General features: G+C 64.4%; 11 protein-coding genes. 6 read left to right on the top strand and 5 right to left on the bottom strand.

Annotation, left to right across the window (positions count from 1 at the left end; genetic code table 11):
* Positions 1-133: 133 nt before the first annotated feature.
* Together OZ411_RS41485 and OZ411_RS41480 are read right to left on the bottom strand one after the other, a co-directional pair.
* Complete coding sequence (locus OZ411_RS41485; protein WP_130578019.1) at positions 134-1,030, bottom strand: bifunctional helix-turn-helix domain-containing protein/methylated-DNA--[protein]-cysteine S-methyltransferase; 897 nt, start codon at positions 1,028-1,030, stop codon at positions 134-136.
* A gap of 54 nt (positions 1,031-1,084) precedes the next feature.
* On the bottom strand, positions 1,085-1,603 hold the full coding sequence (locus OZ411_RS41480) for a DUF2244 domain-containing protein (protein WP_282532577.1): 519 nt from the start codon (positions 1,601-1,603) through the stop codon (positions 1,085-1,087).
* Positions 1,604-1,625: 22 nt separating this feature from the next.
* On the opposite strand from OZ411_RS41480, the gene nth reads away from it, so the two are divergent.
* The 3 genes from nth to OZ411_RS41465 all read left to right on the top strand — a co-directional run bounded on the left by nth (position 1,626) and on the right by OZ411_RS41465 (position 5,240).
* Positions 1,626-2,390 carry an endonuclease III gene (nth, locus tag OZ411_RS41475; protein ID WP_282532578.1) on the top strand — a complete coding sequence of 255 codons (765 nt, stop codon included), beginning with the start codon at positions 1,626-1,628 and terminating at the stop codon, positions 2,388-2,390.
* A gap of 71 nt (positions 2,391-2,461) precedes the next feature.
* Positions 2,462-3,625, top strand: coding sequence for an HlyD family secretion protein (locus tag OZ411_RS41470; protein ID WP_282532576.1), 1,164 nt, complete (start codon positions 2,462-2,464; stop codon positions 3,623-3,625).
* Positions 3,612-5,240 carry an MFS transporter gene (locus OZ411_RS41465; protein WP_282532575.1) on the top strand — a complete coding sequence of 543 codons (1,629 nt, stop codon included), beginning with the start codon at positions 3,612-3,614 and terminating at the stop codon, positions 5,238-5,240. Before OZ411_RS41470 ends, OZ411_RS41465 begins: the two co-directional genes overlap by 14 nt.
* 90 nt (positions 5,241-5,330) lie before the next feature.
* Here the strand turns inward: OZ411_RS41465 and OZ411_RS41460 are convergent, their stop codons facing one another.
* Both OZ411_RS41460 and nikR read right to left on the bottom strand, forming a co-directional pair.
* A complete protein-coding gene (locus tag OZ411_RS41460) occupies positions 5,331-6,080 on the bottom strand; it encodes a sulfate transporter family protein (RefSeq protein ID WP_282532574.1) in 750 nt (249 codons plus the stop codon).
* Between the two features lie 78 nt (positions 6,081-6,158).
* Complete coding sequence (gene nikR / locus OZ411_RS41455) at positions 6,159-6,599, bottom strand: nickel-responsive transcriptional regulator NikR (RefSeq protein ID WP_282532573.1); 441 nt, start codon at positions 6,597-6,599, stop codon at positions 6,159-6,161.
* A 223-nt stretch (positions 6,600-6,822) separates the two neighbouring features.
* Here nikR and OZ411_RS41450 point away from each other — a divergent pair, with 223 nt between their 5' ends.
* Positions 6,823-8,952 carry a TonB-dependent receptor gene (locus OZ411_RS41450; protein ID WP_282532572.1) on the top strand — a complete coding sequence of 710 codons (2,130 nt, stop codon included), beginning with the start codon at positions 6,823-6,825 and terminating at the stop codon, positions 8,950-8,952.
* A gap of 5 nt (positions 8,953-8,957) precedes the next feature.
* Here the strand turns inward: OZ411_RS41450 and OZ411_RS41445 are convergent, their stop codons facing one another.
* Complete coding sequence (locus tag OZ411_RS41445; protein ID WP_282532571.1) at positions 8,958-9,845, bottom strand: YiiX/YebB-like N1pC/P60 family cysteine hydrolase; 888 nt, start codon at positions 9,843-9,845, stop codon at positions 8,958-8,960.
* Between the two features lie 191 nt (positions 9,846-10,036).
* Between OZ411_RS41445 and OZ411_RS41440 the strand changes: the two genes are divergently transcribed.
* Both OZ411_RS41440 and OZ411_RS41435 read left to right on the top strand, forming a co-directional pair.
* Positions 10,037-11,461, top strand: a complete 1,425-nt coding sequence (locus OZ411_RS41440; RefSeq protein WP_282532570.1) for an NAD(P)/FAD-dependent oxidoreductase — start codon at positions 10,037-10,039, stop codon at positions 11,459-11,461.
* The gene (locus OZ411_RS41435; protein ID WP_282532569.1) at positions 11,445-11,615 is read left to right on the top strand and encodes a hypothetical protein; all 171 of its coding nucleotides are present in this window, start codon (positions 11,445-11,447) and stop codon (positions 11,613-11,615) included. Before OZ411_RS41440 ends, OZ411_RS41435 begins: the two co-directional genes overlap by 17 nt.
* Positions 11,616-12,018: the final 403 nt, after the last annotated feature.

Raw genomic sequence — 12,018 nt, 5'->3', positions numbered from 1 at the left:
ACACCCGTTCGTTGAGAGCCTTGACTCACAAAGCCCCATATGAGGGTGGGCAAAGCGCAGCGTGCCCACCATCACGAGCCGAGTGCGGATGGTGGGCACGGCGCTACGCGCCTTTGCCCACCGGGATTGCTCACTAATTCAATCCCAACTGCCCGGCTTCCCAGCCGAGCATCGCCTGCTTGCGGGTGATGCCCCAATGATAGCCGGTGAGCGCGCCGCTCTTGCCGAGCGCGCGATGGCAGGGCACCACGAACGACACAGGGTTGCGACCGACTGCGGCGCCGACGGCGCGCGAGGCCTTCGGGCTGTTGATCTTGCAGGCGATGTCGGAATAGGACACCGCGCGCCCCATCGGGATCCTCAGCAGCGTCTCCCACACCCGCACCTCGAAATCGGTGCCGATCAGGACCACGCGCAGCGGCTGGTCCGGCCGCCACAGTTTGGTGTCGAAGACGCGCTGCGCAATTGGAGCCGTGCCTTCGGCATCCTCCACATAGGTTGCGTTCGGCCAGCGCCGGCGCAGGTCGGCAAATGCCGTCGCCTCGTCCCCAGGATCGGCGAAGGCGAGACCGGCCAGACCGCGGCTGGTGGCGATCACGATCGCGGTTCCGAATGGCGAGGGGTGGAAGCCGTAGCTCAGCGTCATGCCTGCGCCGCCAATCTTCCATTCGCCCGGCGACATCGCTTCGTGGGTGACGAAGAGATCGTGCAACCGGCCGGGGCCCGAGAGTCCCGAATCGAGCGCGGCATCGAGCACGCTCGCGGAATCGCGCAACAGGTTCTTGGCATGGTCGAGGGTGAGCGCCTGCATGAACGCCTTTGGCGTGAGCCCGGCCCAGCGACGGAACAGGTGGTGCAACTCGTCCGGCGTCACGCCGGCGGCATCCGCCACCGCCTCGATCGTCGGCTGCGCGCGCCAGCGCTCCGAGATGAAGGCGATCGCGCGCCGTACCGAATCATAGTCGCGCAGCGCAGCGCTCTCGAGGCCCTGCTTGGCCAGACGCTGGTCATGGATCGCGAGTGTCATCATGGAGGCTGATTTAGGGCGCATGCGGCTGTTCAACCACCCGTTTTCCGACAACCCTCAATGGATCGGATTATAGATCGGCCCGCGCTTGGCGGCATTCAGCGCGGCAATTAAGGCTTTGGCAAAGCTAGCTTTTTCGTCCGGACCCAGGAAGCTGCCGATGTCGACGCGGCGTCCCCTAGAAACCAGGTAGAGCCGCTCGATGCCGAACTCGGCGTCGACCTGCTGCTCGAACTGCACCCAGAGCGGATTGAGCACCCATTCCGCGACATGGCCGCGGTGGCTGACTCGGCGCACCCGCAATTCCGATGGCGTCACTGTGATTTCCTCGCAGGCCTGGGCCGTGCGGAAATTGACGCGGAAGGCCCAATAGATGACCAGCACGTCGAGACCGAAGAAGCCGAGCACCGGCCAGGCGCCGATCCACCAGAACACGGCGCCGGCGGCAAAACTGACCACGCTGACGATGCTCATCAGCACGATGAAACCGGTGCGGTTGAGCGAGCGGTGCGGCGTCAGCAGCGCCGAGAACAGCTCCGGTTCAAGCGTTGGGTCAAAGTCGTTGCTTGCGCTCATGGCCTACCAGTATATGCCGATCATGGCCAAAATCATCCGCGCTCAACGCGCCAGGAAACCCACCGTTCGATCGTCGCCGAAAAAGTCGGCAAAGAAGCCGGTGGCCAGGCCGCCCGCTCGCGCGGCAAAGAAATCCCTTAAAGCGCCGAAGCCCTGGACCCCGGCCGACGTGCGCGAAGCATTCGAGCGGTTCCGCAAGGCCAATCCGGAGCCGAAGGGAGAGCTCGAGCATCTCAACCCGTATACGCTGCTGGTTGCCGTCGTGCTCTCGGCGCAGGCGACCGATGCCGGCGTCAACAAGGCGACGCGCGCGCTGTTTGCCGTCGCCGACACGCCGCAGAAAATGCTCGCGCTCGGCGAGGAGAAGCTGCGCGACTACATCAGGACCATCGGCCTCTATCGCACCAAGGCCAAGAACGTCATCGCGCTATCCGAGAAGCTGATTGCGGATTTCGGCGGCCAGGTGCCGCGCACCCGCGCCGAGATCGAGTCGCTGCCCGGTGCCGGCCGCAAGACCGCCAATGTTGTGCTCAACATGGCCTATGGCGAACATACTCTGGCGGTCGATACCCACGTGTTCCGTGTCGCCAATCGCACCGGGCTTGCGCCGGGCAAGACGCCGCTCGAAGTCGAGCTCGGGTTGGAGAAAGTGATTCCGGCCGAGTTCATGCTGCATGCACATCACTGGCTTATCCTGCACGGCCGCTACACCTGTCTCGCTCGCAAACCGCGCTGCGAGGTATGCCTGATCAACGATCTTTGCCGGTGGCCGGAAAAGACGGTCTGAGCGATGATGGCTGCCGTCGGCCGGCCGCTGTCTCGGTAGTTGCGTGAGAACGATGACCTGGGGAATGTATCTTGAGTGAGCAGAACCGAATCACCCCGGCACCGCTGAACAGGATTGCGCCTGCACCGGCTCCGGCCCCGACGGCTCCTCCGCCGAAGCCGTCGGCTGCACCATCTGGTACGTTGGGCCGGCTGGCCATTCCCGTATTCGCCGTGCTCGCCGCCTTCGCCTTCATTGCGTTGGCGACGCTGCGCTGGGACGAATGGGTCGGCGCCGCCACGATCCAGACCACCAACGATGCCTATGTCCGCGCTGAGCTGACACGGCTGAGCAGCCGCGTCGCCGGTGAGGTGTTGACGGTGGCGGTGAAGGATTTCCAGCACGTCAAGGCCGGCGACCTCCTGGTGCAGATCGATCCCGCCGATTACCAGGCGCAGGTCGCGCAGGCTGAAGCCGGCGTCGCCGCCGCGCAGGCCGCGCTCGACAATCTGAACAACCAGGTCGAACTGCAATATGCGACGATCGCGCAGGCCGAAGCCGCGCAAGTATCTGCGGCAGCGCTGGAGGTCGAGGCGCGCCAGGAGCAGGAGCGCCAGCAATCGCTGTCGCAAACCGACGCAGGCACGCGGCAGAGGCTCGAACAGGCAACGGCCGCCTATGCAAAGGCGCAAGCCGATGTGCGCGCGAGCCGCGCCGTGGTTGCTGCGCAGCGCCATCAGCTCGAAGTGCTGCAGGGCACCAAGAAGCAGCGCGCCGCCGATCTCGATGCCGCCAAGGCGCAGCTCGCCGCCGCGAAGCTCAAGCTCGGCTACACCAAAATCGTGGCGCCGTTCGATGGCGTTGTCGGTGAGCGGCAGGTGCAGCCGGGCGACTACGTCAATATCGGCACCAACCTGATCAATGTCGTGCCGCTGCCAAACGTCTATGTGATCGCCAACTACAAGGAAACCCAGCTCACACGGGTGCGGCCGGGCCAACCCGTCGAGATCACCGTCGACAGTTTCTCGCGCGAGAAATTGCGCGGTCGCGTCGAGCGCATTGCGCCGGCCAGCGGCTCGCAATTCGCGCTATTGCCGCCGGATAACGCCACCGGCAATTTCACCAAAGTCGTGCAGCGTATCCCGGTCCGCATCCGGTTCGACGAAAACCAACCGCTGCTCTCGCGCCTATTGCCCGGCATGTCCGTGATCACAAGGATCAATACCGGCGATGAGGAGACGAATGGCGGCAAATGACGACGCCGGCCGCGGACCGGTCTCGCAGGGCGGCATTGCGCGGCAGCCGCTGTTTGCAGTCGCCGCGGTGCTGCTCGGCGCGTTCCTTGCTAATGTCGACAGCCGGCTGACCACGGTTGGCCTGCCGGACCTGCGCGGGGCCTTCTCGCTCGGTTTCGACGAGGGCGCCTGGATTTCGACCGCAGGAATCGGCTCGCAGATCTTCATCGCGCCGGCAGTCGCCTGGCTTGCCACGGTGTTCGGCCTGCGCCGTGTGTTGGGCATCCCGAGCCTCGTCTATGCCGGGGTGTCGCTGATCATCCCGTTCGTCGACCATTACCCCACGCTGATCGGGCTCAGCATCGTGCATGGCCTGTTGCTCGGCACTTTCGTGCCCGCGACGCTGATGATCGTGTTCCGGAATCTGCCGATCCGCTGGTGGATTCCGGCGATATCGATCTATTCGATCCGCGTCGGCTTCGCGCTCGATACCTCGACCTCGCTGGTCGGCTTCTATGTCGATCATCTCGGCTGGCAGTGGGTCTATTGGCAGGGCGTCGTCATCGCGCCGCTGATGGCGCTGATGGTCTATCTCGGCACGCCCAGTGAACCCGTCAACAAGAACCTGCTTCGCGATGCGGACTGGGGCGGCATGCTTCTGCTCGGCAGCTCCGTCTCGATGATCTATGCCGGTCTCGACCAGGGCAATCGGCTCGACTGGCTCGAGTCCGGCACGGTGATGGCGCTGCTGCTTAGCGGCGCTGCGCTGTTCGTCGTCTTCCTGATCAACGAGGCCATGGTGCGGCAGCCTTGGGCGCATGTGAACGTGCTGTTCTCGCGCAATGTCGGGCTCTCGCTGGTCGTCATCCTGCTTTACACCCTCACCGGCCTGTCCAATTCATCGCTGGTGCCGAACTTCCTGACGACCATCGGCTTGATGCGGCCGGAGCAGAGCGGCGTTTTGCTGCTGACTTATGGCGCGCTGCCGATGTTCGTGCTGGTGCCGATCTCGATCTATCTGCTCAGGCATTTCGATCCGCGCACCGTGGTCGTCCTGGGATTCTCGGCCTTCGCCGCCGCCAATCTCTGGGGCACGCAATTGACCCACGACTGGGCGCGGGGGGATTTTGTCGGCATCGTTCTGCTGCAATCGATCGGGCAGTCGCTGACGCTGCTGCCGATCATCATCATGGCGCTGTCCAATTCCGATCCGAGCCGCGCCACGGCGTTCGCCGCCTATATCCAGATCATGCGGCTTGGCGGTGCCGAGATCGGCGTGGCGCTGATGGGCACCTGGCTGCGGGTCCGCGAGCAGATCCATTCCAACTATATCGGGCAACACGTCGCCAATGGCGATGTCAATGTCATGCGCATGCTCAAGCAGCTCGCCGATCAATTCGCCGCTCACGGCGTGGGCCTCGCCCAAGCGCGCGCGGTGGGAACGCTGGCGGCGCTGGTGCAGCGCGAGGCCAATGTGCTCGCTTATATCGACGGCTTCTGGCTGTGCTTCTGGCTCGCGATGACGGCGCTGTTCTTCGTCGCCCTGATCACCCGCGCGCCGCCGGGACCGTTTACGCCGGAGCCGTTCGGCTTTGCCAAGATGGTGATGCGCAAGTGCGGAATGTCGGTGGCCTGAAGCATGATCCGGAAAAGTGGGAACCGGTTTTCCCTCGCGACAAACGCGAAGCGTTTGCGCGGAGATCATGCTTAAACAAACAGCCACCGATCAACGTACTGACATTCCCTGCCGCCGCGGCTCGAGCAATTCCGGCCTCGGACCCGACAGGCGCTTGTGCATGTGGACCATGAAGGCCATGCCGAACAGCGGCGTCGCCAGGTTGACGATCGGTATAGACACGAAGGCGGCGATGATCAGGCCGGCGGTGAATATGGTTGCCGCATTGTCGCGGCGCATCGCCTTGGCCTCCGCCGGCGGCCGGAACCGCATCGCCGCGAGCTCGAAATATTCGCGCCCCAACAGCCACGCGGTGGCGAAGAAGAAAATCAGGAAGCCGGCACCGGCGAAGAACACGAAGGGCAGCGCGATCAGATAGACCAGGATGGTCAGCAGCGCGGTCTTGATGCCCTCGGTCATGGCAAGGTTGAATGGCAGCGCGACGCCGGGCTGTTCCGCCGGATAGTGTTCACGCTCGACATGGTCGGCGACCTCGTCGACGAAGAGGCTCGCCACCAGCGAGGTGATCGCGGGCATCAGGAAGATGCCGCCGAGCACCACGCCGAGACCGGCGGCGATCGAGACGATCCAGGAGAGCACGTTGAGCGTGGAGTGGAAGTTGGGGCCGAGCAGGCCCTCGGCCCAGACCTCGCCATAGTCGGCAAACCAGCTCAAGAGCCGCTGCAATCCGATCGCGAGCACCGTCACCAATACCAGCGCCACGCCGACCGAGCGCCACAGGATCGAGCGCATCGGCGGCGACAGGATTTGCGTGAGCGCCTTGACGGCGGCATCTAACATGGTGGGTTCACCTCTCCCAAAAGCCCCCGCGAGAGGTAGACATGGCGAAAGGTTTCGGCAAGAGCCGGACGGCCGCCCTCAATCGTGCCGGTGCCCATGCTTGCGCGGCTTCTTGTCCGGTGCGGTCGGGATCATGACGACCCGGCCATAGCGCACGCCGCGTTCGGCGATGACGTGGTCGGCGAGATGGCGGACGTCGCCGGCGGCTCCCTTCAGCGCGGTCACTTCCATGCAGCTATCGTCGTCGAGATGGACATGCAGCGTCGCCAGCGACAGGTCGTGGTGCCCATGGAAGTTCTGCACCAGCCGCTTTGAAAGGTCGCGCGCGGCGTGGTCGTAGACGTACACCAGCGCTGCCACACATTGCCCTGAAGATGCCGCGTCCTCCGCACTCTGTTGCAAGCCCGCGCGGGCGAGATCGCGGATGATTTCCGAGCGGTTCTGGTAGCCGCGCGCTTTTGCCGCGGCATCGATCTCGTCCAGCAGGTCGTCCTCGATGGTGATGGTGATCCGTTGCATCAGAAATTTCCGATTGGTGCTGCGGGCGCGTCAGTATGATGTTCTGGTTGTAACGTCATACTCGGCTTGTTAGCCTCGCAGGGTCGGGTTGAAGTCGAATTGGTGCGGTTGCCTGCGGATTGTAGCAGGTTGCCGTGCGGGAGCATGGGCGTTGCGTGAACTTGTCTGGCGGATTCTTCCCGCCGCCTCCCTTGCCATTGTTACGTCGACGGCGCAGGCGCAAATGTCTGTCGCCGGGTCCGCCAATCAACTTCCACCGGTCACGGTGACGTCGCCGGAGGTGGCGCCGCCGAAGCGGATCAAGCGGGCCGAACAGTCGCGCCGTCCGCGGAGCGGCCGACGCACGTCGGTAGCCCGGTCAACCCAACCTGCATCCGCGGCGAATGGCGTCACCTCCGGTTCAGGGCAGTCGGATGCGCCCAATCTTCTGCCGACGGCCGCGAGCGAGACGCGCATCAGCGGCGAGGAGGTCAATGCGCTGCCGGTGTCGCGCGTCGGCGAGGTCCTGGAAGTGGTGCCCGGTCTGATCGTCACCCAGCATTCCGGCGAGGGCAAAGCCAACCAATATTTCCTGCGTGGCTTCAATCTCGACCACGGCACCGATCTTGCGATCAAAGTCGACGGCATGCCCGTCAACATGCCGACCCATGGCCACGGCCAGGGCTATGCCGACATCAATTTCCTGATCCCGGAACTGATCGGCTCGATCAACGTCCGCAAAGGTCCGTACTACGCCGACGCTGGAGACTTCTCCTCCGCCGGCAGTGTCGACATCGACTATGTCAACCGGCTGCGGAAGAGCATCGCGCAGGTGACTTTCGGCAGTTTCGGCTATCAGCGCGCGCTGGCGGCGGGCTCGACGGCGGTGGGCGAGGGCACCCTGCTCGGCGCGATCGTGGCCAACAAATATGACGGCCCATGGGACGTGCCTGATAATGTGCGCAAGGCGAGCGGCGTGCTCCGCTACAGCCAGGGCACCGCGACCGATGGCTTCACATTGTCGGCGATGGCCTATTCCAACGGTTGGACCTCGACCGACCAGGTGGCGCAGCGCGCGATCGACCAGGGTTTGATCGGTCGGTTCGGCTCGCTCGATCCGACCGACGGCGGCACCTCGAGCCGCTTCAGCCTGTCCGGCAATTGGGCGCAGTCCGGCGACTACGGCCAGACCCGGGCGAATGCCTATGTGATCCGCTCGTCGCTGCGACTGTTCAACAACTTCACCTATTTCCTCGACGATCCTATCAACGGCGACCAGTTCAGCCAGCTCGATCGCCGCACCGTCTATGGCTTCAACGCCTCTCATGCCTTCGATGCGCGCGTCGCCGGCGTCGAGACCCAGACCCGCGTCGGGCTGCAGACGCGTGGCGACGATATCGAGGTCGGCCTGTCCAAGACCTTCCAGCGCGAGGCGCTCTCGACCGTGCGCCAGGACCGCGTGCAAGAGGGGAACGTCGGCCTGTGGGCTGACACCACCGCGCGCTGGACCGACTGGCTGCGTACCACGGTCGGCATCCGCGAGGATTTCTTTGCGGGCCACGTCTTCAGCGACACGCCGCAAAATTCCGGCAACGCGCAGGCCGCAATGACCAGCCCAAAGGCCGGCATCGTGCTGGGCCCGTGGTACAAGACCGAATTCTACGGCAATGCCGGCTACGGCCTGCACTCGAACGACATCCGCGGCGCGACGATCACCGTTGATCCCACCGACAAGGTGACGCCGCTCGATCGCGTGCCGCTGCTGGTTCGCTCCAAGGGCGCCGAGGTTGGAATCCGCACCAAGGCGATCGAAGGCCTGACCAGCTCGCTTGCGGTGTTCGTGCTCGACTTCGATTCCGAACTCCTGTTCGTCGGCGACGCCGGCACCACCGAGGCGAGCCGTCCGAGCCGGCGCGTCGGCATCGAGTGGACCAATCAGTACAGGCCGTTGCCGTGGATGCGCCTCGATGTCGATCTCGCCTATACCCGCGCCCGCTTCACCGATTTCGACCCGGTCGGCAATTTCATTCCGGGCGCGCCGGCCTGGATCGCCAGCGGCGCCGTGACATTCGGCCGTGAGACCGGTTGGTTTGGCGCCCTGACCGCGCGCTATTTCGGGCCGCGCCCGCTGATCGAGGATGACAGCGTGCGCTCGCAATCCTCGCTGATCTTCAACGCTCGCGCCGGCTATCAGTTCGACAATGGCATGCGGTTGCAGCTCGACGTGCTCAACCTCTTCAATGCCAACACCAACCAGATCGAATATTACTATCTGTCGCGCCTGCCGGGCGAGCCGATCGATGGCGTCACCGACCGCCACATCCACCCGGCCGAACCGCTCGCGGTCCGCCTGACACTGGCTGCGCGCTTTTAGCGAAATCAGGCCGCGAGCTCCGGCGCCTTCACTTCCGCATCTTCAGTCGCCACCGGAAGCGGCGTTTCCTGGTCAGGCGTTTCAGGAACAAGCGGCGGCGACTTTTCGTGAAACACACTGAATTCGCCCGCCACCTCCTCGAGCGGCTTCTGCTTGTCGGCCCAGTGCAGGGCGGTGTAGTCGAAGCCGTGCACGATGGTGGGTTTGACGACTTCGAAATAGGGCGAGATGTCGAAGTCGCGCGGCATGTAGAGCGAGGAGTCACGGATATGCAGGATCTCGCGCCGCGCTCTGCGGCTCGAGGTGCGCGTGATCCTGGGCAAGATGGGATAGCGCACGGCATCGAAGGCCTGTGCGATCAGTGCCGAGCAGATGATCTTGGTGGGATCGCCCGAGCCGAGCGCGATCATCCGCCGTCGCCAGCGCTGCGGCACCGGCAGCGGGAACAGATAGCGCGCGAGGTCGACGATGTTCTTGGTGTCGTAGCCGAAGCCGATCCGGTTGATGGCGTAGCGGCACACCGTCTCGCGGTCCTCGTAGGACAGGCCGACCGGGCGACAGAGGCGGGTATGATAGGGGAAATATTTCGACAGCGGCGCGGCGGTCACGCCTTCGCCGATATTGGCCTCGATCAGCACATGCGGCTCGCCGTCAGGCTCGCGGGCACCGTCGACCGGACCGACATAGAGCGCGGCATGCGACCAGGTCGATTGCGTGAGGTATTTGATGATGCCGGAAATGCGGTTGTTGCCTTCGACCAGCAGGACATCGCCAGGCTGGATCACGCCGCGCAGATGCTCCGGATCGCTCGGCGTGAACGGCTCGTACCCCGGGATTTCCTTCTCCAGGTAGCCCGCGATCACTTTGCCGATCGTGTCGAGCATGACGCCCATAAATGTTTCCCCCTGCGCGGCTTGCCCTTCCGCTTTTTGGTTCCTTATCATGGTCGCGAGCGGTTGCAATTTAGTTCATCGACGCAGCCGATCAATCATGATTGATTCACCATGATGGTTGCTGCGCCGCATGAGATGCGGCAAGGTTCGCGGACTGTTCCCATTTGCTTCAAGCCTGCGGAAACCATGATATGACGATCACCCGCCGCAACTTCTTGTCGGCGTCCGCAGGCATTGCCGCCACTCCGCTCCTTGCCGGCCCCGCTGGAGCCGCGCCGCCGGCGCGCGATGCCGACATCGTGGTCATCGGCGCGGGCGCTGCCGGCATTGCTGCGGCGCGGCGAGTACTGGCGGCGGGCCGCAAGGTGATCGTGCTGGAAGCGTCGAGCCAGATCGGCGGCCGTTGCCAGACCGACAGCTCGACCTTCGAGGTCCCGTTCGATCGCGGCGCGCGCTGGGCGCACAATCCCGAGACCAATCCGATGATCCGCCTCGCGCGGACCGCGGGGCTCGAGCTGATGCCCGCGCCATCGGGCGAGAAGATCCGGATCGGCCGCCGCAATGCGCGTCCCGGCGAGACCGAGGAATTCCTGGCCGCGCTGGTGCGCGCCAATCGCGCGATCGACGATGCCGCGCGCAGGAGCGACGTGTCCTGTGCCTCGGTGCTGCCAAAGGAGCTCGGCGATTGGGCCGGCACGGCGGAGTTCGTGCTCGGCGCCAGTTTCACCGGCAAGGACCTCAAGGAGGTCTCGGTCGTCGACAAGGCGCGGGCGCAGGATCGCGATAACGCAATCGCCAGCCGGCAGGGGCTCGGCACGCTGATTGCGAAGCTCGGCGCGCAGTTGCCGGTGGCATTGTCGACGCCCGCCACCCGCATCTCCTACAGCAACCGCGACGTCGAGGTGAACACGCCCTCGGGCAAGGTCCTCGCGCGCGCCGCGATCATCACGGTGTCGACCAACGTGCTCGCGGCCGGCAAGCTCAAGTTCGATTCCGAACTTCCCAAGCGCGTGGTCGATGCGGTCGCAAAGCTCGGCCTCGGCAGCTACGACCGCATCGCGCTGCAGTTGCCCGGCAATCCGCTGGGGCTTGCGCGCGACGATGTCCTGATCGAGCAGAGCAATTCGATGCGCACCGCGCTGCTCTATGCCAATATTGGCGGTTCATCCCTGTGCACCATCGACGTCGCGGGCTCGTTCGGCCGCGATCTCTCGGCAGACGGCGAGCAGGCGATGGTCGCGTTTGCGACGGAATGGCTGAAGAAGCTGTTCGGCAGTGATGCGGTGGCCGGGATCAAGAAGTCGAGCGCGACGCGCTGGAACGCTTCGCCCTATATACTGGGCGCGATGTCGGTGGCCGCGCCGGGCGGGCAGGCCGCACGAAGAGCGCTGATCGATCCGGTCGGCTGCATGTATTTCGCCGGCGAAGCCACGCATGACACCTTGTGGGGCACGGTCGACGGCGCCTGGGAGAGCGGCGAGCGGGCGGCGGAAGCGGCGCTGCGTCGGATCGGCGCGTTGCCCGCAGCACCGTCGGCGGCAGCACCGCCGCCCCAGAAGCAGCGCAGGCGCGCACGGCCGGCGCAATCGGCCCAGCCGCGTGGGCTGTTCGACTGATGCCACGGCCGATGGCGTCGATCCATGCGGCGAGAACGGCGAGTTTCATACCTGCGTGGTCGCAGGCCCGATGTTCTCGCACCGGATCGCAGTCACCACAGGCGAATGGGTGCAACGCGATAGTTATGCGTATTGCGATCTGGTGATTGCGTAGCAATTGTAGGGTGGGAAAAGCGTAGCGTGCCCACCATCTCTCCACGTCCGCGATCGTGAATGGTGGGCACGCTTCCGCCTGTGCTGGTTTGAGCAGTGGTGTATGTAGTCGCTTTGCCCACCCTACAGATCCGCATTTTAGCGCACCACTCTTTCCTCGTCATTGCGAGCGAAGCGAAGCAATTCATGCCTCCGCAAGTGGCGCGATGGATTGCTTCGCTACGCTCGCAATGACGGGGATGGGTTCTGATTCAAATGTCAAACAGCGTGGGGATGTGAGTTCGCGTTCTCGCGACGCTTTGCGCCCGAGGTTTGCGTCACTTTCCACCCTCCCATCGAATAGAGGGCGCAGGGAAAGCCGGGTGCCGGTTGCACCCATGGGTCCCGTGCAACAAAAAGCACGG

Source organism: Bradyrhizobium sp. Arg237L, assembly GCF_029990105.1.
Lineage (GTDB): Bacteria > Pseudomonadota > Alphaproteobacteria > Rhizobiales > Xanthobacteraceae > Bradyrhizobium.
This window is presented reverse-complemented; position numbering and strand designations above follow the sequence as displayed.

Bases quoted from the DNA above. Each gene is read 5' to 3' on its own strand.
- OZ411_RS41485 (WP_130578019.1), bottom strand. From the start codon at position 1,030: ATGATGACACTCGCGATCCATGACCAGCGTCTGGCCAAGCAGGGCCTC.
- OZ411_RS41480 (WP_282532577.1), bottom strand. From the start codon at position 1,603: ATGAGCGCAAGCAACGACTTTGACCCAACGCTTGAACCGGAGCTGTTC.
- nth (WP_282532578.1), top strand. From the start codon at position 1,626: ATGGCCAAAATCATCCGCGCTCAACGCGCCAGGAAACCCACCGTTCGA.
- OZ411_RS41465 (WP_282532575.1), top strand. From the start codon at position 3,612: ATGGCGGCAAATGACGACGCCGGCCGCGGACCGGTCTCGCAGGGCGGC.
- OZ411_RS41460 (WP_282532574.1), bottom strand. From the start codon at position 6,080: ATGTTAGATGCCGCCGTCAAGGCGCTCACGCAAATCCTGTCGCCGCCG.
- nikR (WP_282532573.1), bottom strand. From the start codon at position 6,599: ATGCAACGGATCACCATCACCATCGAGGACGACCTGCTGGACGAGATC.
- OZ411_RS41450 (WP_282532572.1), top strand. From the start codon at position 6,823: ATGTCTGTCGCCGGGTCCGCCAATCAACTTCCACCGGTCACGGTGACG.
- OZ411_RS41445 (WP_282532571.1), bottom strand. From the start codon at position 9,845: ATGGGCGTCATGCTCGACACGATCGGCAAAGTGATCGCGGGCTACCTG.
- OZ411_RS41440 (WP_282532570.1), top strand. From the start codon at position 10,037: ATGACGATCACCCGCCGCAACTTCTTGTCGGCGTCCGCAGGCATTGCC.